Genomic DNA, 25,954 nt, shown 5'->3' on the forward strand with positions numbered 1-25,954 from the left:
GGAGTGGAGAGGAAAGACGCCGGCGCTCCGCGCCGGAAGCGAGCTACGCGGAAGGGCCAGACCTTTCCGGTTCACCTCAGACAGCCTTTGGCGTCCATACACACCAGAGGCCATTCCGTCCTGTCCGTCGGACTCCGGGGGCCCTCAAGAGGCAGGAAGCAGGACTCCCCGTTTGGCGTCCGGACCCGGGGCATCCCCGCCGGAAATTGGGGCTTGCGCTCTTGACCGAACAGCCCGTTACAACACGGGCGCACTGATCAACGACTATGACCAGGAGGGCACTTGTAATGTCTGTCGACCTCAACTCGCCTGAGCCAAGGCGCAGATACGAACTGCGCACCAGGAGTGTCGATCTCAGCGTCGACGCGCACACCGTGGAGCGCCTCCGGGCGTGGCTCTGGCTATGGGCCCGGGTCTGGGCCCGAACAGGGCTGACACTGCTCGGGATCGCTGTCGCGGCGGGCTGGCTCCCACGCTGAGGCCATTTACCCGCGGGGCCCCTGCCGCTCAAGGCGGCAGGGGCCCCACGCCATTGCCGAGGTCAGTGCGCGGCGCCCATTCGCCGGCACAGGGGTGGTGCTGGAGGGGCTGGAGACTGCTGCGTGTTGGGTTGGGAGGGTTTACGCGCCGGGAGTTTCCCGGCGCTGTGGGGCCGGCTGGAGGCTGCGGTCAGCAGAGTGCGGATGGTCGAGGCGAACTTGGGGCCGGGGAGAGGCAGTTCCATGCTGGGTTCGCGGAGGTAGCCGACGGCTACGGCGGTGGGCATGTATTCCATGAGGTTGATGACCTGGGCTGATCGGGGTCGGGTCACCTGTTTGGCTAGGTGGCGCAGAACGCGCATGAGCGTGGTCGTCGGGACTTCGTCGATGCGTTCTGGGTGCGCTGGGGCTTGGGTGGGAGGTCGAGGCTGGACGTCGTCGGTTTGGCAGTGCCACCAGCGGGCGGTGTCGTCCTCACCCAGAGAGAGATGGTGAAGGTAGAGGCAGTAGGCGGCAGCGGGGTGGCCGGCGCCGGCGGCGTACTGCCACCAGAAGCGGGCGCCGTCGTCGGTGTCGGTCAGCTGCAGGACGCAGGCGAGGATGAGCGCGCTGCGGGGTTCGGGTACTTGGTCGGTGACGAAGGCGGTGACCACGGTGGCCGGGGCGTGCGTGACGAGGGTCTCGCACAGCGCGCGTAGTTCTTCGGCCGCAGCGGTGTTGGGTGTCTCTTCCGCGCTGTCTGGTGGGGCGGCCGGTCGGGTTCGGGGCGCATCCTCGCTGGACGGAACGACGTCACGGGGCACGGCCCGGTCACGGACCAGCAGCGCCCTGGACAGGATCTCTTCAAGAGGTGTCATGCGGTTGGCCCTCCGGACTGGGACGGGTAGATGACGCTCTCCAGGTAGCGGATGGCGTGGCGTTCGTCGGAGCGTACGGCGGCCAGCGGCACGCCGAGGAGTTGGGAGGTCCTCTGGTCGGTGAGGCCGCACAGGTGACGGAGGACCATGACGTCGAGCTGGGCGTCGGGCAGCTTGCTGATCGCTTTGAACAGCTCCAAGCTCTCGGTCAGCTGCGTCATGCGGCCGGTGTGAGACGTCTGGCTGCGCAGTGCGACGGTGTCGAATACGGAGTTCTCGAGTTCGGGCAGGCCGTCCCTGTGCGTCGCCTTGGCCATGACGGTGGTGCGGAAGATGTTCCACGCGTAGCGGCGGATGTCGGGGCTGGCCAGGCCGTCGTTCCAGGAGAGCCACAGGGCGGCGAAGGCTTCTTCCACCGCGGCGTCGCGTGCGTCATCGAGGAGGAACGTTTGGGCGTAGTAGCGGTAGTCGTTCTCGACCATCTGACGCAAGGCGCCGTGTGCCAGGGGCGGGGGCTGTGTGGTCGTCACAACGGCCTTGTCTGTGGAGCGTTCGATCCATTCTTTGGTCTTCCTGGCGTCGAGGGCGGCCTGTCGCCATAGCCGGTAGAGGGGCCAGTCGGGCATGTTCAGCTCGGTGGACAGGCGGTGGAGGACCTCCCACCGCGGGTAGTGGCCGACACCGCGTAGCAGTTCGGACAGCTTGGACTTGGCCATCCAGACGTGATCGCTGAGATCGCTGAGGGTGCGGCCGCTGGAGAGGTAGCTGTTGCGGGTCGGGACCAGCCAGGCCCGGTGGGAGCTGCTCACGCGGTTCGCGATCGGGCCGAGTTTGCGGCCTGGGCGCGCTGGTGCGTGGCGGGGGTTCGGCGCCGGTGACTCGTAGGGGGTTGTCATACGGCGCTGTCCTCCTTATCGGGCACCGCGGTCACGCGGTGCCCGGAGGCTCGTTCGGTGGTGCGTGAGCGTGCCGCACGCACGATCTGCTGCACGGTCAGGCCCAGGACCGGGGCGGCGGTGATGAGGGCCGCGTGGCCCAGCGCCGCCATTCCCATGCTCCAGCCGAACACCACCACCGCGATCATCAACGCTGTACCGGCTATGAGCTTGGTGTTCATCGATCTCCTTCGTGTCGTGCCGCAGCCATCCGGAAGACCACGCCTGGTAGGCCCCTTCAACGAGCGGGTGCCGAACCGCTGTTGGTGGGAGAACTCAGCATTAACCGACACGGGGGTGCTACGCCACGTGATCAAGGAATCACGGAACATTAGCTGTCGTGGAGTGCTCGATGTGCGTCCGGGGATGACCGTTCCAGGGCATGTAGAGCAAGGTCGAGCAGCCCGGTGGGGGGAAGTTCCCGGTTCTCCTTGCAATCTCTCGGGGTAGCCCGTCATATGGAGGCAGGACACCTTGGTGTCGGCCTTCCATCCGGAAGGGGCCCGCCCCGTGCCGAGAATGAAGGGGTGCGCGCCACAGGGTTCCCGCCTGGCCGGCGTTGGAGGCCAGGCGGGAACAGGGCGTCCCGCAGGACGGCGACGACCGTAACCCACAGGACTGACAGCGTCTCAGGTCCTTCCGTCGCAGTCGGGGCGTGCTGCCCGCCAGAACCGTGCCGGCCTTCACGGTCTCCGACATCAAGTCGGCCACGATCCGCCGTGATCAGTTCGCGTGCCGGTTTCGGTCAGACAGCCGCCTTATAGCGTCAAAGGTGCCGTTTCGCCTGCGTTGCCTCCCACTTGAGCAATAGACAGGAAGGGCGCGGTCACGCTGGCCGGAGTGGCGTGCGGAGGCAGGGGGAGGGGCCGGATGCTGACGATGGACGTAGCGGTCCTGCTGGCGATCATTGTCTTTGTGCGGCTGCGACGCCGTACCGAGGCCAGAAGTCGCTTCGATGAGAAGCTCACCGTCGTCATCGTCTGGGTACTGGGCATCCTGATCGCGCCGACCGATCTCGGGCACGGCCTCCTCCGGGTGACCGGCCAACTGATCGAAGGCGTCTCCCAGGTGAAGCTGTAGCTCGAGTGCGGGGCCCCGCTCCGGCTCTCCTCACCGCCCGTACGGGACGGGCGGATCGGACAACCGGTCAGGCTCCGATACCGATGCCGGAGACGTAGGCGTAGGCCACGTACTCGGAAGCGATCTCCGCGATGATGTCGCCCCACGCCTGGTCGAGTTGGGCGTCGTCGCCGGCGGCCCAGGCATGGGTGATGGTGGCCCAGTCCCGGATCCGGATGGAGCGCTGCGGGACGTCCCGCTGGCGCTGTACCGGCACATCGGTCTGGTTGACGGGGTAGATCTCCACGCGGGTGCCGCGGCCCTCCTGCTGGAGACGCTTCGTCAACGCGCCGGAGCGGGCCATGTTGTGGGCCCTGATCTCGCGGTAGGCGCGCTCGATCTTCTCCCTCGAGCCCTTGCTGGGCTTGGCCTTGCCCTGCTGCCAGCGGCGCAGGGTGCCCGGCCGGACGCCGGCCTGCCGCAGGGCCTGGCGGCCGGCGTCGTTGTCGAGGTAGTGCAGCCGGGCGCCCAGGCCGCGCGGGGTGGTGATGGGGGACTTGATGCCGGTCTCCCGCACGATGCGCTCCAGCTCGGCGGCGAGGGCGGCGGAGCCGGGGATGCCGCGGGCGCCGTGTTTGGCGTACCAGCCCCATTCTTCGCGGGCGCTCACTGGCCTTCACCTCCGAGGAGGTACTGGTGCTTGGGCTTCATCTCGGACAGGTCCCTTCCTTCCGTGAACACCGCGCGCCAGTCGCCGGCCAGGTGCAGCTCGTCCGTGCCGGTGACCTCTACGACCGTGAGGCCGGCCTTGTACGCCCGGTGGGCCTTGAGCCACAGGTTCGCGAAGGCCTGCGAGCGCAGGATGTGCATCCAGTCCGGCCGGCGGATCTCCCGGTTGTACGTGGACTCCCCCATGGTCGAGATGAACTTGGAGTACGCCGCCTTCAGGTACTCCGTCGTCACCTCGTCGCCGGCCTCGATCGCCTCCCGGCGCACCAGGGCGAGCGTGCGGCGCAGCTTCTCCAGCACGTTCTCGGTCGCGCCGGACGTCCACGACTCATGGATGACAGGGGCCTCGCACAGGCCGTCCCGGGCGCAGCGCTGGAGCAAGCGGAGGGTGGGTTCGGTGACCCAGACGTCGCCGGCCTTACGGCGGTCCCCCAGTGGCGAGGGCAGATCGTCGTGCTCCCAGGCGGGTGGGGTGATCAGGTGGATGCCGGCGCGCTTGGGGTCGTGCGTTCCGCTGGTGTCGTGGGTGAGCTGTCCGATCGGCAGGTGCGTCTTGAACGCCGCGAGGTAGGCGGCGTTCGCGTCCAGCGCCGTGACCTCCCGGGGCGTGGCGTCCGTGCGCAGTGGCATGTTCTTCCAGTTCAGCCGTCCTTCCCAGACGGCATCGGCGCCGGACTTCTGGCCCGTCTTCTTCAGCAGGTCATTCACCGGCGGGAAGGAGCTGTGTTCGTAGCGGCCGCCCTTGCGGGTGTGGTCGAACCAGCCCATCACATCGGGCACTGCCCGCTTGACCAGCGCGTTGGTGGCGGCGTCCGCGTCCCCGCCGGCAGCCTCCAGCGCGGCGGTGACGGTGGAGCGGATCTGGTCGGCCACGTCCGCGTCGACCGACCCGGACCGTGAAGCGGCAGGACGCGCCGTGGGAAGCGTTGTCGCGGGCGGGGACGCTGCCGCCGGGGGGTGGTTGGGCCCCGACGAGGCCGACCCGGGCGCAGACGGCTGCACAGGGGCTTGTGCGGGCGCCTGGGCCGGTGCGGGGCCGTCGAGGAAGCGGGCGCGCAGGAAGTCGGGCCACAGCCGGATCGTGGGACCGCTGGTGGCAGTGCCGAAGTCGCTTTCGGCAACGGCAAGTTGAGCCGTGTCGCCGTCGCGCTCCAAGCGCAGCACGACGTCCGCGGACAGTCGTCCGATGACGGCGGGGTCGTCGGTATCGACGGCCGCCAGCACCGGCACCTGATGTTCGCGGGCGAGGCGCACCAGGTCGCGCGTCACCGCGGGCAGAGCATTGCCTGACAGCGGCACAGCTGGGTCGGCGGCCGCCTGGAGGCGGTCGACCACCAGCAGGGCCAGGTCCTCCACGTCCGCGATGGTGCCTGCGATCGCGGTGGTGTCCAAGTCCTCGCCATCGTCGACCCAGAGCGGTGCCTGGCGGGCTTCATCGAGGGCTGCGTGCACCTCGGCGGGCGCATCGAGCGACCCGGCGCGCAGTAGCTGGTAGTTGACGCCCGCGTGAGCGGCGGCGACGCGGCACGAGACATCCGTGGCGCTCGGGCCCGAGGCCGCATACAGAACGGTACGGCCGTGCATGACAGCCGCGTCCCGGGCCGCGGACGCCGCCAGCAGGGAGCCGCCGACGCCAGGGGCCGCGGCGACAAGGGCGAGGCGGCCGGGCAGGAGACCACCCGTCGCCTCATCCAGCGCAGGCAGCCCGTAGGACAGCGGAGCCCGGTCGGTGCTCGCGAGCGAATCGAGAGCAGCCGCAGGCCCGGTCAACGTCCGCGGACGGCGGGCCGGGCGCGAGACCTGCGCCGACGGGCACGAGATACCAACCGACGGACCGGGTGTCGGGACCGGCGCCATGGGGATCACGTCGACGTCAACGGGGAGCAGCACCGCAACATCCCGGGTGCGCTTACGCAGCCGCTGCGGAGCACCGCTGGCCGCCTGAGTCACCAAGCTGCCCAGTGTCTGTCGAGCCTGGGTGAGCCCATGGGAAGGCCAGGACTCCAGCACCGCACGCTGCTCCTCAGTGAGCGCATCCAACGGGGTCAGCACAGCCCGCACGAGCATGTCACCGGACTCCCGCGTGATGACGACCGGAGCGCCTGCATCGAGCAGCTGGAAGAGAGCCTTACGAGCGGCCTCCGTCCCGTACAGACCCGTCTCACTATGCGCGGCCACGCGGCGACCCCCTCACAACTCCACCTCACACTTGCGCATGTAAGCCAATTACAGAAAACCTATCAAGAAGTGCGGCATCTGCGCGTTGGACTAGGGGTTTCTCTTGTGGGATGACTTGCCTTCATGCCAGGCGTCATGATCGGAGGGAAGCCTTCATTTGTAGCTGTCCTCGTGAGCTGGAGAGAGGGCCAGGAAGGTGCGCGGGTGTGCGTGGGTTCAACACGTCGGGTGCGGCATCGTGAAGGTATGTCTGTGTTTCAAGCTCGTGCGTGGCAAAGACTTTGATCCTGGAGAAAGAGCAACATGTACTGGAAGGCGGCGGGTTCGTCGTCGAGCCCGCTCTGTGGTGCGTGGTGGAGTCGGGGGCACGCGGGGTTGCATCACACTCCGGCGCAGGCACTGAAGGCTGGCGGCAGCCTGCCTCCGGTTATCGTGTGGCTACGGTGGCCGGATGGCGACGCATTCGGTGCGTTGCGGCAGATGCTGGTGCTGCCGCACTGTCCGGAGCGGTTCCTTGCAGGCACGGTGCAGGAAGAATGGTGCGGCCTGCCGGCCCATCACGACGGGCGCCATGGGTTCGAGTTCGGCCCTCCGCTCACGGACGCGGATATCACCCTGTGCTGATTGCCGGTAGTCCCAGCCAGCCCACACCCGCAAGCAGGCCCTACGCGCCAGCAACCCGCGGCCTATCCAGCCAGAGACTCGGCTAGCTCTTCGCTGATTTGCTAGCACCGCAGCATGGGCAAGGAAGGCCCCTGCGGGCTCACCCTGCTGGGGCGTCAGCGCGATGTTTGAGGCGGGCTCCCTCCTGTCGAGCGGAGTTCGCTCAATAGCTCTCGGGCTGCAGTCGTGAAGGGATGATCTGGTCCCAGACTGCGTTCACGCCGGACGAGGACGTCGGACATCAGCTCTACCGCTGATGACACGCGGCCAAGTGCCACTTGTATCCGGGCAAGGAGTTGTCTCGCAGAAAGCGTGATCGGGTAGTCGGGTCCGAACCTGCGCTGGTACTCCTCGGCAACCAGGCGGATTTCCTCGTCGGCCTCGTCAAGGCGGCCCAACACGTAGAGCGCCCATGCATGGTTGTGTCTGGCTCCCAAGGTGACGGTGTGCGCGGGGCCGAGGTGTTGGGCGCATTCTTCGGGCAGGGACAGCGGTGTGCAGGGGGCTTCGGCGGCGAGTTCAGCAGCGGGCAGGAGCGCCAAGAGACTTGAGCGGGATCGCAGGGTCAGCGGGTGCCCAGGCCCCAGCACGGATTCCCTCGCGGCTGCGATGGAGCGGAGGAGAGTGAGGGCTTCGTCGCGTCTGCCGAGGTTGTTGAGTACGAGTTGGAGCCCGTGACCGGTGTTCAGCGTGTCGGGGTCGGTGGCTCCGAGTGTGCGTTCCTGGGTGGTGTGGACGCGGCGAAGCAGCCCTTCTGCTTCACCGTAACGTCCGAGTCGGAAGAGTGCTCGACCGGTTCTGGACTCTGCGGCCAAGATGAGGCGGTGGTCGGGTCCGAGAGTGGGCTCTGCGACGGCTGTCGCGTCACGGAGGGTCTCCCAGGCGGAGAGGTAATCGCCAGTGCGGTGCAGGGCAGTGGCCAGACGTGTGGTTAGGGCCAATACGTCGGCTGTGAGGTGAGGTTCCGTGAGGCGTCGTAGCAGGACGAGCGTGTGCGGGGCGAGGAGTTGCAGTTCGGGATTGTGAGGTCCAGCATCCGGGGTTTCAGGAACCGCAGCATCGAGTAATTGAGCCGCTGTCGAATTGAAAGTGGCGAGTTGATCGGCAGGTGTGGCTGCGGCGACGCTGTCGAGCAGAATGCGGTGGCTTTGGGCGCAGGGTAGACCGACGTCCACGAGCTCGGTCAGTGAGTGGTCAAGGAGGGCTCTGAATGCTGTTTCTGATCGGGCGGGAGGCAGAACGCTGCTGATGTCGGAATTGTTGAGTACTGCGAGCGGCAATGGTTCGGGGGCCAGGCGTGCCAGGAGTCTGAGGAGGGCTGCTGCTTCGGGTAGGCCGTGAGTCTCGAATGCGTCGAGGGTGAGTTGCCAGGTCCGTCCGACGAGGTGTCGGGGGCTGTCATGGGCGAAGGGGTCTGCTCCTTGGTCGATGAGATCGATGTGTCCCTCGTCTAGGTGGTGTCCGTACGTCTCCATGCTCCAAGGGTCGATGACTTGGTGGGAGAGGAAGCCGCCGGCCAAGGTGAGGGCGAGAGGTAGGCGTCCGAGGCGGTCTGCTATGTGAGCGGCCTGCTCGAGGGTGCCGCTGTGGGGAGCGAGGTCGTGTAGGACGCGTGCGGCGTCTTCGCGAGGTAGTACGCCGATGTGCTGGAGTTGCGCTCCTGGCCACCAGCGGGCTGCTGCGCGGCGGGTGGTGACGACGACGGTTCCTTGAGGACTGGTGCGTAGCCAGCTGCCGTCTTTAAGGATGGTGGGGTCGTCAACGTTGTCGAGGACGAGCAGCCACGGCGTTGAGGAGTGGTCGAGGTATCCCCATGCCAAGTCGGCGGCGGGGCGTAGTCCGTTGCGTGCGGCGACCAGTTCGCCGTCTTGCGCTCCGCGGTCGGCTGCGACCGCGAGCATGCCGGCGCGGAGGCTCGCGCGGTCGGAGGCGTGAACCCAGAGCCCGATCCGCCCGGCCTCGGCGGTGGCGTAGTGGAAGAGTGCGTGTGCGACTGCTGTCTTGCCGCATCCGCCCATGCCGTGGAGCACAAAGACCTCATTGTGCTGGCTGGAGATGATGCTGTCCTGGAGGCGCTCGAGTACGGCCTCGCGGTCGCGCAGAACTATTGGTGCACGACCGACTGTGGGACGGCGGACGGAGTCGGGACCGGGTGGGGCTTCTTCACGGCCGTAGTGGTGATGCTCGTTGATGTACTGGTCGCCGCTTGCTTGGTAGACACGTCCGTCATCCTCGGCGTGTCCGTCCATCCCATTTGTCATCGGTCCTGAATGTGCTGGTCACGTCCGGCCTGGTAGATGCGCGCATGCCCGGAAGCCGTAGCGCGCTGGGCAACCGTTGGTGTCGCTGCCGTGCCTGCCGGGTCGAGCGCCTTGAGGAGTCGGCGCAGGTCAGGAACTGCTTCAGGCTTGGCGGCGAACAGGCGCTTGAACCAGTTCTGCCACTGCGCACGCACTTCATTCAGGGTCGCTTGATCATCATTCGTTTGGCCGATCAATACGTCTTCTCTGCTGATTTCTAATTCAGCAGAGACAATTTCCACTCGTTCTGGTTGTATTCGTTGCCAGAGTCGAGTCAGCTCCTCCCGCGCATGAGGCCATGCCTCCGTCGTCATCACAGTGACCAAAGTGACCCCAGCGGCCTGTGCGAGTGCCGTGACCTCAGAGCTCATCGCTCCCCCAATCAGCTATTTTACTGATTGCCCAACTTGCTAGCAGTAGGTCAGATAAGTACGCAATGCCTTGCGCCAAACAGTTGAATTAGCTGTACAATATTGACACTCTCCCCGGGTCCCACGCAACGAGTTGTCACTCTTCTCACACACCAGAGCCGAGCAACTGTGCTCAAGGCATATACCGATTCGAGTTCTGCTTGTGTCAGGCATGGCCCTTATTTCGCCCCGCTGCTACGGTGCCGTTGTCTTGTCGTGACCTACCTAAGGGGGAACGGCTGTGGCCAGGCCGTGGGAAGCGGATCCGACAACAGGCTTCAAGAAACGATGGGGAAAGTCACCTCAAGAACTAGGGGTGACAACTGATACCCCCGAATGCCCCGAAATCTGGGAGCTCGAGAACGGGGACATCGCCATTATCGGCAGGGACCTCACCGATTCACTCAGCAGAAAACTTCCGGATGGGGTATCCATCGGATCCGACGAGCGACTCGTGGTGATCCCAAGGAAGATGATGATCTCAGCAAAGAGAGATATTCCGCATGTTTGACTCGTTCCCAGGTGGCCACTACGAGTTCCTTGAGCGTGAGCGCTATCACGAAGATTTTCGCCATCAGCTCCGGAGCGGAATCCGGCACCTGGAAAAACTTGAACGCGGCCAGCACTTCCGGGAGCAAGGCTTCCCGAGTTGGGAAGCCTTCGCGGCTGGAGATTGGGAAAGGTCGCTCATGCTGATCGAGAAAAAGCGCGATATCTACAAACAACAGCTGCAGGATACGGCGGACAGCAACATCACAAACCGACGCCTGCGTGTTGTGGAAATTCCCGTAACACCGTACGTGCAATGGGAATTGCACGTCCTCCGCCTGCGTGTCGAGCTGGGTGACCAGATCAGAGTCCTTGACGCTGCATCCATCAAGGACATCGAATTAAATCGGACCGTTCCCGAAATTGTCATCCTCGGCGATTCGGTTATGTATGAGGTGCGCTACGATCAAGACGGGAGCCCAGCGGGGGCTAATCGCTATACCGACCTGGACCTGATTGAGGAAACTCTGGATGGCTTCGACACGCTTTACGACCGCGGAGAGGCCTTCAAAGATTTCTTTGATCGGGAAATTTCTCCGCTCACTCCTCCACTCGTAGATAGATAGTGGGCCACCTCAGCTGAGCAAATTCCTGATCTTCCCCGCGGTCTCCAGAGCCTCACCAAGCGGCATCCCTCACATCAGGTGCGAACTTGAAGGACCGGGGTAACGCCATGTCAGTCGACAGCCGCAGGTCCGGGCGCTCCTTGCAGAGCCCTCCCTCGGATGACTGCCAGGCGAACCTGCACGAAGGAAATGCCTGAGTGCGATTCTGTGAGTGGCCTACGAGATTGCTTGGCAGCAGTAGCGCCCGCGTGCTGTGTACACGCCTGGGCGAGGCGACGTTGTGCATTCGGCAAACACCAAGCAGGACTCCGTCGCCTTCGATGCGGCAGTCGCGGGGGTCTTCCAGCTCCCATGCAGGCGAGACGACGAGCACAACGCAGACGCAGGCCTGCTTGATGGTTGTCTCCCCCCACGGTGGCCTTGGCGCCCGGTTAACTCTCGTCGGAGGACCGTGCAGGTTAGTGACAGTGGATAGCACCCGATAAAAGATCCTCAGGCGCCCAGAAGGCCGGCCCATCCTCGCCGAAGTCGGCACGATCGCAGCCCGATGCCGAGGAAGCGGTTGCTCCAAGAGCGGATCAGGGCCCTGTATTCCTGGCACGGACGCCATGCGCGCCGTCCATGGGCGGATTGTGACTGACTGGGTGTTCGCTGTGCCAGTTGGTGGGCACGCTCGTGAGATCTTCTCTCCCATATTTGTTGCTCGTCGAACGGCTCGATACGAGTGAGGAGGGGCCGTGAACGGAGGAACGGGTGAGAATGTCGAGTCTGCTGAGCTGCTTGCGGCGGACAGGCTGCGGGGCAGGGCTGCGGACATGTTCGTGGAAGTGCAGCGAGCTGACGGGAAGGCTACGGTGCTGTGCGGCGTGGCCGGAGGAGTATTGGCTGTCTATGTGGCGATGCTGCCGAGACTGACTGAAATCGCCGGGCTCACGGCTGCGTTGGCGGTGGCATCTGCTCTCCTGGGCTTGGCGCTCATCGCCGCTCTGGTGGCTATCCGTCCCGTGCTGCCCCGTAACCACACGCTTACGGGCCTGGAAGCTACGTGCTCCGACGCTGCTGCGACGGATGTCGTCGCGGTTCTTCGCGCTCTGGGGCCACAGGAGCAACTGCGCATGGAGGCAAGCCGGTTGGCGGCTTTGAGCACTCTGGCTCGCAAGAAGTTCCGCGCGATCAAGGCAGCGGTCGACCTCACTGCCGCTGCTCTTCTGGTGGCCGGATTTGCGTCGTTGATCACCTACGTTACCCGTTGAGATTATCTAATGTGTGATGGAAGCCACATCTCCGGGGGAAGCATGTATCAGCCGCATATCGCCGTCATGGGTCAGCACCGGTGGTCACAGCTGCGCGACATGGCGCCAGTACGGGTGCGTCCGGCTAGAAGCGTGCTCCTGCGGCAGGGAGATCCCGGCACCCATGTGATCCTTTTGGATTCGGGGTCGACTCTGGTGACGCTGACAGGGCCAGATGGACAACGGACGCTGCTGGCAGTTCGCGGAGCGGGCGAGTTGCTGGGTGAGTTAGCCGTCCTGGACACCCAGCCTCGTACGGCGTCCGTCATCGCTGCTGAAACCTGTCGTGTGCACATTATTCCGGGTCCTGACTTCCTCGCGTTCGTGGAGCAGCACGATCTAGTGACTCCGTTGCTGCGTCATGCGATTGCGCGCGTACGCGAGGGGGAAGCGGTACGGCTCGAGCTTGCCACAGCTCCGGTGCCCGCGCGTCTCGCGGCCGCACTAGGGCGTCTTGTCTCCGCGGCTAGTGCAGCGAGTTCGGAGGTCTCAGTGCGGCTAACGCAGGCAGAGCTTTCGCAGATGATCGGGGCGTCCCGAAACGCTGTCGGAGATGCGCTAAGGGTATGGCGTGAGCAGGGCTGGCTTTCCACGGAGGCGAGTGGAGGGCTCCTCGTCCGGGACATCGGGTCCATTCAGACGCATGCAGGAAATCGGACGTGACGGACCGCACCGTGGTGGTGCCCAGTGCTGGGCACCACCTCTCCTCGGGGCGGGTCAGCATGGGGCCTCACCTCGACGTTCCTGTCTGAAAGGCCGGTGCCTCCGTGGAATCTTCCGTCCCCTCTGATGCGCTCGATGTACCGCCGGAGCATGCGCTCTTTGTGGTCGATATGAAGGGCTACAGCCAGATTCCCGAGGCGAGAATGGCCCCGGCGCGTTTGGATCTGGATGACATCCTGGTCACCGTCTTCGACCAGAGCGGGCTGAAAGACATCGAAGCTGTCAAGGACACCGGCGATGGCGGCATCTTCGTGTTGCCTACCCGGCACCTGGCGCGTCTGGTCGACCCCCTGCTCGGACATCTGGATGCTGCTCTGGCCCGATACGACCGGATGCGGTTGGCCAGCGCGCCGACGATTCGGTTGCGGGCAAGTGTGCACGTCGGACCGCTGTCGCCGTCGAGTCACCGGGGTGACGCCATCAACGAGGCGTGCCGGCTGGTCGAGAGTCAGGCCGTGCGGCAAGCGATGACCGCCGCAGTGGAAAGTGGCGTTTTTCTGGCGGCTGTTGTCTCAGAGACCGCGTTCCGCCGCACGGTGCATGCAGGGCGCACACCACGCCTCGATGGGCATCAGTTCCTGCTGGCCACAGCTCGCGTGGAAGGGAAACAGGACTTCGAGGAAGCATGCAGGCTGCTGGTCCCTGGTGTGACTCCCACGGTGCTCAGTACCTACCTCACGGCCGCCGAGCGCGAGATAGCGAGTCCGTCACGGCGCTCCGCAGGACAGAGGGACACGGGGAGCAACGGCGACGGGGAATCACAAGGCGTGGTGAAGCAGAAGGCCAAGGCGAGTGGTCATGCACGAATTGTGCAGGTCGGTCGTGATCAGAACACCATCCGTCCGGAGGGGAAATGACGGTGCGTGAAGAGACGAGGGTGAATCAGCAGGCCGAGGCTTCTGACAACGCCAGGGTGAACCAGGTCAGCGGCGACTACGAGGAACATCATCACCAGTACGTGCGGGGTTGGGAGTACCTGGGCGGGGTCCAGGTAGACAAGCTGGAGATGGACCTCGTGGAGCGGGCCTTCTTCGACGCATCGGTCAGCGAGCTACGGCGGGGGCAGGTGGCCGAGGCGGCAGGCATGTTGCGCCGTGAAGCCGTGCAGCCGTGCAACGTGCTTGTTCTCCTCGGTGAGGCAGGTTCAGGACGGCGCGCTGCGGCGCTGCGTGTACTGCATGAGGCGCGAGTGCCACGAGAGCAGGTCCAATGGCTGCTGCTGGACTGGGACAGCCCACGTGCGGAGCAGATCCCGCACACCCCGAGGCACGCGTTCGTCCTGGACCTTACGAACTACAGCTCTTTGCCTGAGGAGTTCTACACAGGGCTCTCCAACTACCGGAAGGACGCTGAAGCGTCTGAAGCCATCTTGATCATTCTGGCGACTCCGGGTACATGGAGCCCGGGACATCTCATCAACGTGCCGAGCGTGGCTCTACGGCGTCCTCCAGCGGAGCGGGTTGCCAAGGCTCATCTGCGGTATCTGGCTGCTGACAGGGTGAATTGGCTGGACGAGGCTCCCCTTCAGGGGCTGCTGACTGAGGGGACGCATGCCCGCGACGCAGCTCGCTTGGCCGAGCTTGTCGCCGGCGCTGACGAGAACGGCAAAGACACGGTCAGGCAGGAGTTCACTGGCTGGAAGGAGCATCTGCGGGGCTGGTTCGACAAGCACTGCAGTGCAGAAGACCTGCACGAGCGGTCACTTCTGGTGGCTGCGGCCTTGCTGGAGGGAGCGCCGGCCGATGTCGTGATGGATGCCGCTGACCAGCTCTTCAGGGCGGTCGGGGGCGTCTTGCCGCCGGGGGGTGCGTTGGCCGGCCGGGACCTGTCTGTGCGGCTGAGCACCATCAAGGCGTCGCGAGTGGGCGAGAAGATCTCGCTGGAGGCCGAGCGCCATGGGCTGGCCGAGGCCGTCTTGACGCACGTGTGGGAGCAGCGGCCCCAGCTGAGGAACGTGCTGCTGGAGTGGGCATCGAGGATCAGCGCTGCGAACGGGATTGCTGTGCGTCATCTGCGTCGCATCGCGGACGCTCTTGTTCAGCTGTCCTTGCTGCCGGGCGGCACGAAGGTGTCGTCGGTGGCAAGTAACTGGATCGACATGGGTCGTGTCGAGCACCGGCAGTTGGCCTTGGAAATCCTGGAGACGATGGCTCTCCACCCCGTCATAGGTGTCCGCGTCCGCAAGCAGTTGTACGACTGGGCGCACCAAGCCGGTACCAGCGAGGCGCTGGCGACGGCAGTGGCGGAGCTGTGTGCCGGCAGGCTGGGAGAAAGGTATCCCCGTGTTGCCTTGACCCGGCTGCGGCTGCTCGCATCACGAGGGGATGGCCGGGCTCGAGAGGCAGTGGCAGAGGCGGTACGCACGTTGGCCAGTGCTCCGGAGCAGCGTCTCTTGCTTCTGTCGGAGATTGTCGAGTGGTCCGAATCGGACGAGCTGGCCATGCGTCAGGCCGGAGCAAGCACCTTCCTGGCGCTGACTGATGTCACAAGCGACAAGCTGCTCCCGATTCCCCCGACAGCGGATGATGCGGCTGAAGACCCGGCCGATGCGCAGACTGGTCGGCTCTTCATACGCGGCTGGCGCGCGGCGATGTCGGAACCCGGTACAGCTGAGGCAGCCCATGAACACCTGGCGGCCTGGCTGGATTCGGACAAGCTATCCGACGAGCAGGTCCTGCCCCTGGCCACAACAGTGCTCCGCGGGCTCGTTGGCAGAACAACAGTCTCCAACGTGCTGGTGAGTTCTGCTGACGGCCCCGACCTCGGGCGGAGCCGGCGCCGGAAGCTACTTGATCAGTTGTTCGGCGGCCAGACGGCCTTCCCGGGCGAATCCCACGCGGTGCCTGAGCCTGACGGCCAAGGCGCCTCACGGGCGGCGTGAACATCCTGCTGTGGCGCGGTAAGGCTGCCCGCCAGCAAGCAGTCGACGCTGACGCAACACATCCGCTCACCCTGAATGGCGAGCGGATGGCCAGCCACATCTCCAGCGTGTTCTTCACCGTGAACCTCCGCGGTGCGTGGCGCCTGGAAGAGGACGAGGCAAACGCCTATCCCAACCTCGCAGGGCTCCTCCGTCATCACCTACGCCGCGCTGTAGGCCAGGTCCTGGAGAGTCATTCCGTTCTGCGTCTCGACGCTGCTCAGGACGCAGCCCATACAGCTGTGAGTCGGTGGACTCCCCCAGTAGCCGGACTAAAGATCACCGTTTCCGTTCAGCTGACCGCTTCATCTCAAGACCGGGACCTGGCCGAAGAACACGCACGTCGTCAACAGGCCAGCGAGCTCGAGCACGAAGACGAGCTGCGTCACCTGGCACATCTGCAGCGCATACTCGCCGATCCTGACGTGCGCCGAGTGTGGTGGATGGCTCAGTTCCCCGACCGACACAGTGAAATCCCCCAGCTGAAGACAGCGTTGGAGGATCTACCCCTCCCCCAGACCTCTGGGGATGGCGACATCCGCAGTGACATCAGGCGCTTCACCGACCGGCTCATCAATGTCCTGCAGACACCTCAGCAGCGCGAAGTCTTCCTCGAGGCGCTCACCCGGACCCTCCACACGCTCGGCCATCACAGCCTGGGAGCCACGGCCGCCCGATGGCATTCCTCAGACGAACCCCGGAGCACACCGGAATGAACCAGCACACCACCCGATGGCTTCTGGCCCCTCGGCTGCAGTTACGCACTCGCAGGCTCATGATCCAGCACGGGCTGACAATGCCGTACGGGACCGCATGGGCGCTGATCACTTTGCACAACGACCCGCACGACACCTATTGCGTCAGCGAGTGGGCTAGGGAGAACTCCTACGACACACCGGGCGTGCATTATGACCAATGGCATGACATCAGCCGTGCAGAACAGCACCGTCGCTGCCAGTGGTTACACCGCCATGGCCGCTCCCCCTTCCAACTCCTACGCCTCGACACCGACCTCATCAAGAGCACAGGAATCCATGTCCTCGATTGGGGCTCCCGCGCCCCTTGATTACCTTTGGCGCGATCAGCTCTCGCCAACACCCCTAGCTTTCACGCCAGCCCGGGACTCACAATCACTTCCATCCCGAGGACCGTCGAGGTACAGAGGTGAGCAGTTGAGACGGCTTCAGGGCGCGGTCGGGTGTCCATGCCGAAGGGGCGCGGCGATGAAGCAGGAAAACGAGGCGTTAGCCGGTACCACACAAGCGACCGTCTGAGTACTGGTCTCCTTGCTCGCTTGCGCCTTGGTGCGGGTGCATACAACGAACGGTGGAACTGCCGATCATGGAGTGACACCGGATGACTGATGTTGTGAACGGGGCCGAGGCCGCCGAGGAGCCCGCCAAGCCGTCGGAGCCTGCGGCTGGGGCGGTGGATGAGCAACTGGTAGGGATGCTGGTCGATCGGGCCCGTGCTCGCCTTCGAAGGCCGGTCTCCGCAGCCCGCCGCTGACCAACAGCCCCAGATCAACCGTTCGTTGGACACGCCCAATTGAGAACGCACACACTCCACGCGTGCCGCGGTCGCCGCGCCGTCGAGGGCACGGACGTGGTACCCGGTGTGGAGGCCGTGGCAGCGCTCGACGCGAAGCCCGGGCCGTCAACCGTTTCCTGCGCAGGCTGCCAGGGGTGTGGGCGCCGTCAGGCAGCGGTTGGCACCGATCGTGCGACGACAGGCACCCGGCTCGTTCTAGGGACTCGGCCACAGCGTGAGACGGTCGGCGACCCAGTCCCACACCTCGGCCTGCGCGCTCCTGTCCCATCCGCGGGGATCGAGGTCCGGCGCCCGATCATGGAGCCACTCTGCTGTGGCTTCGGGGTCCGTCACGGAGACGGAGAGCAGCCTCCATGGCGACCCGGGCCACAGCTCGACGCACACCACAGGACGGCCGGGCCGGAAGGCGACGAAGTCGTCCTCCCGGTGGTGGCGGCGTGTGCCGACATACAACATCCCCGAAATCCAGACGCCCCGGTGAGCGACTCCGCGCAGGGCACGCCACCAGTCATGCTCGACCCTCACGTGCCGTACCGCGGCGAACGGCATGCGCGCGTCCCCGTGCCGCGCCGCCGCTTTCTCCCACCAGGGCAGTCGAACGACCAGATCATTGCCTTCGACGAGTAGCCGTACCATCGCGCGCCCGTTTCCCACTCCGTGGCGATTCTGGCCATCAATCGGGTTCCCGCCGAGACCGGCTTCACTCCCGCCCCGTTTCACCGCGCGACGGTTGCGAGGTCGCCCCGTACTCGGTTCCTGTTCGCTCCGTGTGACAGTCGAGCGACGGAAAGCCATCACCTCTGGCCCCGGCACTCGTAGTCCTTAACCCCTGATGCATCGACATCGATCAAGCCCTCGCCCATGCTTAGTGCCGCAGGCGGAGAGCAGTCAGTCGCGAGAGGTTTCTGACCTCTTGGGAGTGCGCCCAGAGATGAAGCTGCTCTTGAAGGGAGGAAGTCAGGCCGGCCAGACCGTGGCGTGGGCGTCGATGGTGGGTTGCAGAGTCGCTTCGATTACTGACTCGGAACGCAGATGAGTGCCTCGCTGGTAGTCCTCGTCGCGCACCATCTGCGAGAAGGCGTGGCGGGAGGGGTAGGAGACGAGCAGGACCGCGTCCCAGTCCTGTCCGGCTTCAGCGACCACGGGGGTGGAGCCGGTTCCGTAGTAGATGATCGTTGCGCCGACTCGCTCCGCGTGAGGGCGGAAGTGGCGGAGGTAGTTCGCGTACCCCTGTTCGCCCCCTTCGGTGAAGCGAAGCAGGTTCAGCATCACGATGGGTTGATCCGGGTCTTCCTCGAGGAAACGCTTCAGGTCCTTGCCTGTTGGGTCGACTGCCATCTCAGCTCCCGTCTGCCTCTTGCGTCGTTACCGGTGCGGGTGTCGGCACGGTGGTGGCACCTACCGAAGCACAGGAGACTGTGTCCCGGTACTTGGCCATGACTCCGGTCGTGTATCGGGGTGGTGGCGGTGTCCAGTGGTTCATCCGCTCTTCCACTTCGTGTTCTGTCAGGTGGGCTGAGAGCTTGCGTGCGGTCAGATCGACCGTTATCTGGTCTCCGTTGCGCAACGCGGCGAGGGGGCCTCCGTCGGCTGCTTCTGGTGCAACGTGGCCGACCATGAGTCCGCGGGTTGCGCCGGAGAAGCGGCCGTCGGTCACCAGGGCGACGGAGCTGCCTAATCCGTGGCCGACAAGTGCGGCGGTGACGCCGAGCATTTCGCGCATGCCGGGGCCGCCGCATGGGCCTTCGTAGCGGATCACCAGGACGTCGCCAGCCTGGATCCTCCCGTCCTGCACAGCGGTCATGGCGTCTTCTTCGGAGTCGAAGACCGCTGCTGGGCCGGTCATTTGAGCTGTGACAGTGGCTGAGGCCTTCACGACAGCACCGGCGGGCGCCAGATTTCCCTTGAGGACCAGCAGGCCACCCGTGTCACTCAAGGGCCGGTCGCAGGGCAGAACGACCCGTTGTCCCTCTGCCTCCTGAGCGTGGCAGAGCTCGGCCTTGAGGGAGTGGCCAGTGACGGTGAGTGCGTTGTCGGCGAGGTGTCCGGCGTCGGCCAGCACCTTGCCGACGAGACGTGTGCCTCCGGCACGGTCGAGATCTACGGCTGTGTAGCGGCCACTTGGTCGTAGGTCTGCGATGACGGGGGTGCCTGCGCTGATGGTGTCGAAGTCGTCCATGCTCAAGGGAATGCCTGCCTCCTGCGCGATCGCGAGCAGGTGCAGTACGAGGTTCGTCGAACCACCGGTGGCCACGGCTGCGGTGATGGCGTTTCGGACGGCATCCGGCGTGAGGATCTGCCGTGGTGTCAGCCCTTGGTTCACCAGTTTCATGACGAGGGCTCCGGCGTCTTTGCATACCGCCGCCTTGCGAGGATCGGAGGCGGGGGGATCCATGGAGCCGAACGGGCTGAGCCCGAGGAATTCCATGGCCATGGCCATGGTGTTGGCGGTGTAGTGCCCTGCGCAGGCTCCGGCACCTGGGCAGGCTGCGCGCTCGAGCTCCTCCAGGCCGCTGTCGTCCAGTTCGCCGGCTGCGTTGCGGCCTACTGCCTCGAAGACGTCTTGCAGCGTTACCTCGCTGCCGCGGAAGTTGCCGGGAAGCATGGTGCCGGAATAGAGGATCAGTCCGGGGATGCCGAGCCGGACGTGGGCCAGGGCAGCGGCTGGGATGGTCTTGTCGCAGCCGGCAAGAGTGACCAGGCCGTCCAAGGCGTGGCCGCGGCCTACCAGTTCGATGGAGTCAGCGATCACTTCGCGGCTGACCAGCGAGGTTCGCATGCCCTCGGTGCCCATGGTGATGACATCGGAGATGGCTACGGTGTTGATCTCCATCGGTGTGCCGCCGGCAGCTCGGATTCCTGCCATGACCGCTTCGGCGAGACGGCGGTGGTTGAGGTTGCAGGGCATGGTGCCGATCCAGCTGTGCGCCACTCCGATGACTGGTTTGGCCAGGTCTTCGGTAGACAGGCCTATGGCTCGCAACGCTGCGCGTGCCGGAGCGCGGTCACGGCCGCTCAGGAACGGGTTCATGGGTCACGTCCCCCTGCTCTGGTGCAGGACTGCTCTTCAGTCCCGGCTTTAGGTCGAGGATCCTGGCCGCAAGCCATAGCACGTGGGGTGCTGTTCACTGGTACTGGTTCGCGGGCTGTGGGTACGTCAAATCCGTACTCCACATAGCAATTATGGGAATCTTGCAGCTTGTGAAGTTGCATCTACTGATGCTTGTAACCCTATGGGTCAGTCCCCCATGGCAACAGAATCCATGATGAGAAGCCACCTTTGGGCGTAGGGCGCCTACCCTCAAAGGTGTATATCTGTGCGTCCGATGTCCGTTTATTTTCATGCCAGTTGACCGGTAGCGTCGCAGTGAACGCTAAGGGATAGACTTTTCTTTGGGAGTGTCAAAAGTGCTGTCTGGTTCCGGTGCAGGAAATGTACACGTCGGCATCATTGGCGGTAGTGGCCTATATGACATCGAGGCATTGACCGACGTGCGCCCGGTGCATGTGCCCACCCCGTACGGTGATCCGAGCGATTCCTTGATGGTGGGCTCGCTGGGTGGTGTGTCGGTGGCATTCCTGCCCCGGCACGGCCGTGCCCATCAGTTCACTCCGACGCATGTCCCGGCCCGAGCGAACATCTACGCACTCAAGAGCCTCGGCGTTCGCCAAGTGATCAGCGTGAGTGCGGTCGGAAGCCTGCGCGAGGACTTCAAGCCGGGCGATCTGGTCGTTCCTGACCAGATCGTGGACCGCACGAATCGACGTGCCACGACGTTCTTTGAGGAGAACCTGGTCGTGCACGTGCCATTCGGTGAGCCGTTCTGCGGAAGGCTGCGCCCGCTGCTTGCTTCGGCAAGCCGGCGTGCGACTTCTGCGGATCTGCACGAGGCCGGCACCTACTGCTGCATGGAGGGACCCCAGTTCTCCACCCGGGCGGAGTCGGAGCTGTACCGGTCCTGGGGTATGGACATCATCGGCATGACGGCGCTCCCTGAGGCAAAGCTGGCGCGCGAGGCGGAGCTTTGCTACGCCGGTCTCGCGCTGGTCACCGACTACGACTGCTGGCGAGTGGGATTCGATGATGTGAGTGCCGGTGGAGTGGCAGCGGTGATGAAGCAGAACAGCGCTGCTGCTAAGGCCACGCTGGTGTCCCTGCTGGAGTCTCTGGACGTCGAGGCAGAGTGTGCATGCCAGGAGGCTCTTGCCGATTCCATCATCACTCCCCTCGACGCAGTGCCGCCCATCACTCGTGATCGAAACGAGCTGCTCATCGGCAAGTACTGCACCAGCAGTACTCCGACAGAGCGTCCGGTGACCGACACGCAGCCGGTGTGAGTGAACCGGCCGCACCATGGCGGCCGGGTCCACTCGTTCGACGTGGCGGCGGCTGTGATTCACGGCCGCCGCCAGCGTCTCCCCTCGCGTGCGAGCAGCTCGTCTGCCTCGGCGGGGCCCCAGGTTCCTGCGCGGTAGGGCGCCGGCCTGCCCAGGGCCTCCCAGTACTCCTCGATCGGGTCGAGGATCTTCCACGAGAGCTCGATCTCTTCGGTGCGGGGGAAGAGTCCGGGGTCGCCGAGCAGGACGTCGAGGATGAGTCGTTCATATGCCTCCGGGCTGGGCTGAGGGAAGGTCTCTCCGTAGGAGAAGTCCATCGTCACGTCCCGGATATTCATGGACGGGCCGGGCACTTTGGAACCGAAGCGCGCGGTGATGCCCTCGTCCGGCTGGACGCGGATCACGATGGCGTTCCCGCCCAGTTGTTCGGTGGCGGCGGTGTCGAAGGGTGAGTGGGCGCTCCGGAAGATGACCGCGATCTCGGTGAGGCGTCGGCTGAGGCGCTTTCCTGTCCGCAGGTAGAAGGGGACTCCCGCCCATCGGCGGTTGTCCAAGTGCAGTTTGATTGCCGCGTAGGTGTCGGTCCTGGAGTGGGAGTGGATGCCCTCTTCTTCCAGGTAGCCGCGCACTCTGCGACCATCCTGCCTGCCTGCTGTGTACTGGCCGCGCACAGTGTGCTTGCTCAGTTCGCCAGGCAGGTGGACTGCGTTGAGTACCTTGAGCTTCTCGGTGACCAGGGAGTCGGTGTCGAAAGCGGCAGGCTCCTCCATCGCGGTCAGAGCAAGGAGTTGGAGCAAATGGTTCTGGATCACGTCCCGAGCTGATCCGGTGCCGTCGTAGTAGCTGGCGCGGCCGCCGACGCCGGCGTCCTCGGCCATGGTGATCTGTACGTGGTCGACGTAGCGGCGGTTCCAGATGGGTTCGAACATCACGTTGGCGAAACGCAGCGCGAGGATGTTCTGGACGGTCTCCTTGGCCAGGTAGTGGTCGATGCGGAAGATCTGCTCGGGGGCGAAGGCCTCCGCTACGACTGCGTTCAGCTCCCGCGCGGATGTGATGTCGTGGCCGAAGGGTTTTTCGATCACGACGCGCCGCCATGCTCCATGTTCCTGGTTCGTCAGGCGGTGTCGGTTGAGCTGCTGGATGGCCCTGGGGAAGACGGTGGGCGGCAGGGCCAGGTAGAAGGCGAAGTTGCCGCCAGGGCCGTGGAGTTGGCCGTCTGCCGCCATGAGAGCTTTGAGCGTCTCGAAGGCGTTGTCGTCTTCGAGGTCTCCCTGGACGAAGCGCATGTTCTGAACGAGCTGCGCCCAGACCTCCTCGCGGAAGGGGGTACGGGCGTTGTCTTCAGCAGCCTCGCGCAGTTGCCGGGCGATGTCTTCGCCCGGTTTCTGGCAGCGGGCGAACCCGATGAGTGAGAAGTGCGCCGGTAACAGACCCCGGTTGGCCAGGTCGTAGACCGCAGGTATCAGTTTCCGGCATGACAGGTCGCCGGTGACACCAAAGATGACCAGGCCCGAGGGCTCGGTGAGGGGCAAGTGCCTGCGAGCCAGTACATCAGGAGGTGGGTGTGGTGAGGTGATTGACGGTGACAGCACTGGTGTCGGCCTCCGGGATGAGACAGCGTCACGCTCAGCCGGAGGCCGACAGCAGGGAGAAAACCTGCTCGGGAGCCAGGCGTGCCTGTCCCTGCAGTCCGGGGATCGCTGTCACCACGGCGTACCCGGCCACGACGGCATCACTGCCCAGGATCAACTCTCTGGCCGCGGCAAGCGTTCCGCCGGTGGCCAGGACGTCATCAACCACCAGGACTCGCTCGCCCGGAACCAGGGTGTCTTTCTGCAGCTCCAGGGTGGCGGTGCCGTACTCGAGCGCGTAATCCGCTCGATGCACGGGGCCGGGAAGCTTGTTCGTCTTCCGGGCCAGTGCGAGCGGTCGGTCGCTGACTATCGCCACGGCGGTCCCGAGTATGAACCCCCGTGCCTCGACGGCGAGGACCTGGTCGAACTCTCCTTGGAATGCGCCCGTGAACGCTTCCGCCACTCTCCGCACGAGAGAGGGCTGTCCGAAGACCGGGGTGAGGTCCTGGAACTGGATTCCCGGCTTGGGAAAGTCGGGGAACAGCCGGATCTTGGCCTCGAGGGCGTCGGTGAGTGCTGTGGTCTTAAGCATCGCTCTTCTCCGTCTCAGGCTGTGCGTTGGGGCTGTTTCACTGGGCCAGGTAGCCGCCGTCGACCGGCAGAACCGTGCCGGTGATGAAGGAGGCATCATCGGAGGCCAGGAAGCAGATCGCCGCCGCGACCTCCTCCGGTTCGCCAAGTCGTCCAAGGGGGTGCTGTTGTTCGATCCTGGTCAGGTACTGCGTGCCGCCCGGTTCCTGAGGCAGACGCCTTACTCGTTCGGTCCTGATGGTTCCGGGTGCGACCGCGTTCACGCGGATGCCGTGCTCGGCCCACTCGACCGCCAGGTGCATCGTCAGCCCGGAGGCCACGAACTTGGCCGGGCCGTATGTGCTCTGGCCCTTCTGGCCGGCCAGGCCGGAGATTGAGGACAGGCAGATGATCGACCCATGTTCGGCCGGCAGCATGGCTTCGATGGCGTACTTGCAGGTCAGGAACATGCCGCGGCCGTCGATGGCCATCACGTGATCCCAGTCTTCTGCGGTGGCTTCGGTGATCTCCTGCAGCGGGAGCACGCCCGCGTTGGCCACCAGCACGTCCAGCCCGCCGTGGGCGTCCACCGCAGTATCGATCATGCGTCTGGCGTCGGCAGGATCGGAGACATCGCCAACCACTGTGCTGACCTCGGTACCGCTGGCGGTGAGTTCAGCGCCAAGGTGTGTCAGCGCTTCCTCCTCCACGTCGCTGATCACCAGGCGGGCACCCTCACGTGCAAAGCGTTCGGCCGTAGCTCTGCCGATGCCGTAGGCGCCTCCGGTGACCAGACAAGACTTTCCCGCCAGCCGTTCTGCGGAACTGTTCATGGAATCTCCTGGGGTATCGAGCTCGTGTGGCGCTGCGCCGTTTGGTACTGCGGGGCGAGACGTTGCCTCCTCGCGTCGCGTGCGAGGGCCCGCTCGAGCCAGAAACCGGCGATCTGGCAGGTCACGATCGACATCAGCACGAGGGCGGCCAGGAACTCGGCGTTGATGATTCCGGCGCTGTAGGTGACGGTGGCGAGCAGTACGCCGACGGTTCCGCGGGCGTTCAGGGCTACGGCCAGCCGGGCGGAGAAGGTGCGCCCCTCGCCTGAAGCCATTCCGGCCAGCCACACGCTGCCGCCTTTGACGGCGCAGGCAAGCGTCAGGAACCAGGCGAAGAAGATTGGGTCGAACTGCCGCGTGAGGTCGAGCCGGAGGCCAACGAGTGCGAAGTAGACCGGTATGAAGAAGGCCAGAGAGAAGTGTTTGATCGCCTCCCAGGCGTGCAGTGCTCGCCCCTCTGCCTGAAGGTCGCTGTTTCCGGCGTCGCCTCGGGCCGCGCAGAGTCCGGCCATCAGTGCACCGAAGACGGGGTTGATGCCTACTGCGGCACAGCCGGCGACGCCCGCGAACAGGAAGACCAGGCGGAATGCTGTGGGGCTCTGCCGCTCGACGGCGTTCCAGCGGTGACCGACCAGCCAGTGGTAGAACCGGGGGCCCCATAGTGCGCACACGCCGAAGAACAGCAGGGTGGCGATGATGTAGTACGCCATCGTCGGAAGCGCCTCGTGCGTATGTGCCAGTGCCCACAGTCCTGTTGCTTCGGAGGACTGGGCCGCAGCCAGGCCGAGGACCACTGCCAGCACGATGTAGAGGACTGCGTCTTCGGCGACGGCGACCATGAGCACAATCCGCGCGAACGCTGTGTCTTGGATCCCCAGATCCATCACGATCCTGGAGATCACGGGGATCGCGGCCACCGCAGTGGCGATCCCGAAGACCAGCGCCAGGGACAGCGCTGTTCCGTTCGGCCCGGAGAAGTCCCGGTAGTCGACCATGCGCACGATCAACACTCCGGCGGCGAATGGCAGTACCAGTCCTGCAGCGGCGATGACGGCAGCAGTGCGTCGTTCCCGTGCTTGGGTCCGCACCCGCAGCTCTGAACCGGCCAGGAACATCATGAGCAGCAGCCCGATCTGGTACACCACGTCGAGTCCCGCAGCGACTGGGCCTGAAGTGGGAAAGAGCTCGGCGGTGGTTCCGGGCGCAAGTGCCCCCAGCGCTGTGGGGCCCAGTAGCAATCCTCCGACTACCTCACCGATCACTGATGGTTGCCGGAGTCGGATGAAGAGTCGCCCCATCAGGTGGGCGACGAGAACGATGATCATCAGTACGGCCAGCAGGTGTGCGACGTCGGCCGCTGACAGCGACATCCGTTCCTCCGGAATTCGATGACTGGGATAACGAATTCCAGAACATAATTCCCTG

24 protein-coding genes are annotated in these 25,954 nt (G+C 64.9%); 10 read left to right on the forward strand and 14 right to left on the reverse strand.

Annotation, left to right across the window (positions count from 1 at the left end; all coding sequences use genetic code 11):
- Positions 1-541: 541 nt before the first annotated feature.
- The 3 genes from EV375_RS00005 to EV375_RS00015 are packed head-to-tail and all read right to left on the reverse strand — an operon-like array spanning position 542 to position 2,453.
- Positions 542-1,336 carry a hypothetical protein gene (locus EV375_RS00005; protein WP_207227951.1) on the reverse strand — a complete coding sequence of 265 codons (795 nt, stop codon included), beginning with the start codon at positions 1,334-1,336 and terminating at the stop codon, positions 542-544.
- Positions 1,333-2,232 carry a sigma-70 family RNA polymerase sigma factor gene (locus tag EV375_RS00010; protein WP_130297584.1) on the reverse strand — a complete coding sequence of 300 codons (900 nt, stop codon included), beginning with the start codon at positions 2,230-2,232 and terminating at the stop codon, positions 1,333-1,335. The genes EV375_RS00005 and EV375_RS00010 overlap by 4 nt, the downstream gene beginning before the upstream one ends.
- A complete protein-coding gene (locus EV375_RS00015; protein ID WP_130297585.1) occupies positions 2,229-2,453 on the reverse strand; it encodes a hypothetical protein in 225 nt (74 codons plus the stop codon). The genes EV375_RS00010 and EV375_RS00015 overlap by 4 nt, the downstream gene beginning before the upstream one ends.
- 688 nt (positions 2,454-3,141) lie before the next feature.
- Here EV375_RS00015 and EV375_RS00020 point away from each other — a divergent pair.
- Positions 3,142-3,351 (forward strand): hypothetical protein, encoded by a 210-nt coding sequence (locus EV375_RS00020; RefSeq protein WP_130297586.1) that lies wholly within the window; start codon positions 3,142-3,144, stop codon positions 3,349-3,351.
- A 67-nt stretch (positions 3,352-3,418) separates the two neighbouring features.
- Here EV375_RS00020 and EV375_RS00025 read toward each other — a convergent pair whose 3' ends face one another.
- Both EV375_RS00025 and EV375_RS00030 read right to left on the reverse strand, forming a co-directional pair.
- On the reverse strand, positions 3,419-4,000 hold the full coding sequence (locus EV375_RS00025; RefSeq protein WP_130297587.1) for a hypothetical protein: 582 nt from the start codon (positions 3,998-4,000) through the stop codon (positions 3,419-3,421).
- Positions 3,997-6,237, reverse strand: a complete 2,241-nt coding sequence (locus tag EV375_RS00030; protein ID WP_130297588.1) for a DnaB-like helicase C-terminal domain-containing protein — start codon at positions 6,235-6,237, stop codon at positions 3,997-3,999. The genes EV375_RS00025 and EV375_RS00030 overlap by 4 nt, the downstream gene beginning before the upstream one ends.
- 303 nt (positions 6,238-6,540) lie before the next feature.
- Between EV375_RS00030 and EV375_RS00035 the strand changes: the two genes are divergently transcribed.
- Positions 6,541-6,861 carry a hypothetical protein gene (locus EV375_RS00035; protein WP_130297589.1) on the forward strand — a complete coding sequence of 107 codons (321 nt, stop codon included), beginning with the start codon at positions 6,541-6,543 and terminating at the stop codon, positions 6,859-6,861.
- Between the two features lie 155 nt (positions 6,862-7,016).
- Here EV375_RS00035 and EV375_RS00040 read toward each other — a convergent pair whose 3' ends face one another.
- Together EV375_RS00040 and EV375_RS00045 are read right to left on the reverse strand one after the other, a co-directional pair.
- Positions 7,017-9,161: a tetratricopeptide repeat protein gene (locus EV375_RS00040; RefSeq protein ID WP_486588193.1), complete on the reverse strand. Its 2,145-nt coding sequence runs from the start codon at positions 9,159-9,161 to the stop codon at positions 7,017-7,019.
- Entirely contained in the window at positions 9,158-9,442 is a 285-nt protein-coding gene (locus EV375_RS00045) for a hypothetical protein (protein WP_486588194.1), read from the reverse strand. Before EV375_RS00045 ends, EV375_RS00040 begins: the two co-directional genes overlap by 4 nt.
- 409 nt (positions 9,443-9,851) lie before the next feature.
- Here EV375_RS00045 and EV375_RS00050 point away from each other — a divergent pair, with 409 nt between their 5' ends.
- From EV375_RS00050 to EV375_RS00080, 7 genes are all read left to right on the forward strand, one after another.
- Positions 9,852-10,121, forward strand: a complete 270-nt coding sequence (locus EV375_RS00050) for a hypothetical protein (RefSeq protein ID WP_130297591.1) — start codon at positions 9,852-9,854, stop codon at positions 10,119-10,121.
- Entirely contained in the window at positions 10,114-10,725 is a 612-nt protein-coding gene (locus tag EV375_RS00055; protein WP_130297592.1) for a DUF6879 family protein, read from the forward strand. The genes EV375_RS00050 and EV375_RS00055 overlap by 8 nt, the downstream gene beginning before the upstream one ends.
- A 737-nt stretch (positions 10,726-11,462) precedes the next feature.
- Positions 11,463-11,978, forward strand: coding sequence for a Pycsar system effector family protein (locus EV375_RS00060; protein WP_130297593.1), 516 nt, complete (start codon positions 11,463-11,465; stop codon positions 11,976-11,978).
- Between the two features lie 99 nt (positions 11,979-12,077).
- The gene (locus tag EV375_RS00065) at positions 12,078-12,680 is read left to right on the forward strand and encodes a Crp/Fnr family transcriptional regulator (RefSeq protein ID WP_486588679.1); all 603 of its coding nucleotides are present in this window, start codon (positions 12,078-12,080) and stop codon (positions 12,678-12,680) included.
- A 104-nt stretch (positions 12,681-12,784) separates the two neighbouring features.
- Complete coding sequence (locus tag EV375_RS00070) at positions 12,785-13,597, forward strand: hypothetical protein (RefSeq protein ID WP_130297595.1); 813 nt, start codon at positions 12,785-12,787, stop codon at positions 13,595-13,597.
- Positions 13,594-15,621: a hypothetical protein gene (locus EV375_RS00075; protein WP_130297596.1), complete on the forward strand. Its 2,028-nt coding sequence runs from the start codon at positions 13,594-13,596 to the stop codon at positions 15,619-15,621. The genes EV375_RS00070 and EV375_RS00075 overlap by 4 nt, the downstream gene beginning before the upstream one ends.
- The gene (locus EV375_RS00080) at positions 15,618-16,376 is read left to right on the forward strand and encodes a hypothetical protein (protein WP_130297597.1); all 759 of its coding nucleotides are present in this window, start codon (positions 15,618-15,620) and stop codon (positions 16,374-16,376) included. Before EV375_RS00075 ends, EV375_RS00080 begins: the two co-directional genes overlap by 4 nt.
- 1,030 nt (positions 16,377-17,406) lie before the next feature.
- On the opposite strand, the gene EV375_RS00085 is transcribed toward EV375_RS00080, so the two are convergent.
- The 3 genes from EV375_RS00085 to ilvD form a co-directional block, all read right to left on the reverse strand.
- Positions 17,407-17,847, reverse strand: a complete 441-nt coding sequence (locus tag EV375_RS00085) for a hypothetical protein (protein WP_130297598.1) — start codon at positions 17,845-17,847, stop codon at positions 17,407-17,409.
- A 321-nt stretch (positions 17,848-18,168) separates the two neighbouring features.
- A complete protein-coding gene (locus EV375_RS00090) occupies positions 18,169-18,549 on the reverse strand; it encodes a DUF1330 domain-containing protein (protein ID WP_130297599.1) in 381 nt (126 codons plus the stop codon).
- A gap of 1 nt (position 18,550) precedes the next feature.
- A complete protein-coding gene (gene ilvD, locus EV375_RS00095; RefSeq protein ID WP_130297600.1) occupies positions 18,551-20,242 on the reverse strand; it encodes a dihydroxy-acid dehydratase in 1,692 nt (563 codons plus the stop codon).
- Positions 20,243-20,610: 368 nt separating this feature from the next.
- On the opposite strand from ilvD, the gene mtnP reads away from it, so the two are divergent.
- Positions 20,611-21,549, forward strand: a complete 939-nt coding sequence (gene mtnP, locus EV375_RS00100; RefSeq protein WP_486588195.1) for an S-methyl-5'-thioadenosine phosphorylase — start codon at positions 20,611-20,613, stop codon at positions 21,547-21,549.
- Positions 21,550-21,608: 59 nt separating this feature from the next.
- Here the strand turns inward: mtnP and zwf are convergent, their stop codons facing one another.
- From zwf to EV375_RS00120, 4 genes are read right to left on the reverse strand one after another with little or no spacing between them, the layout of a single operon-like run.
- On the reverse strand, positions 21,609-23,129 hold the full coding sequence (gene zwf, locus EV375_RS00105; protein WP_130301497.1) for a glucose-6-phosphate dehydrogenase: 1,521 nt from the start codon (positions 23,127-23,129) through the stop codon (positions 21,609-21,611).
- A gap of 49 nt (positions 23,130-23,178) precedes the next feature.
- The gene (locus tag EV375_RS00110) at positions 23,179-23,718 is read right to left on the reverse strand and encodes an adenine phosphoribosyltransferase (RefSeq protein WP_130297601.1); all 540 of its coding nucleotides are present in this window, start codon (positions 23,716-23,718) and stop codon (positions 23,179-23,181) included.
- Between the two features lie 37 nt (positions 23,719-23,755).
- On the reverse strand, positions 23,756-24,529 hold the full coding sequence (locus EV375_RS00115) for an SDR family oxidoreductase (protein ID WP_130297602.1): 774 nt from the start codon (positions 24,527-24,529) through the stop codon (positions 23,756-23,758).
- The gene (locus EV375_RS00120; RefSeq protein WP_165434656.1) at positions 24,526-25,899 is read right to left on the reverse strand and encodes a cation:proton antiporter; all 1,374 of its coding nucleotides are present in this window, start codon (positions 25,897-25,899) and stop codon (positions 24,526-24,528) included. The genes EV375_RS00115 and EV375_RS00120 overlap by 4 nt, the downstream gene beginning before the upstream one ends.
- Positions 25,900-25,954 lie beyond the last annotated feature (55 nt).

This window comes from Streptomyces sp. CNZ301, assembly GCF_004217425.1.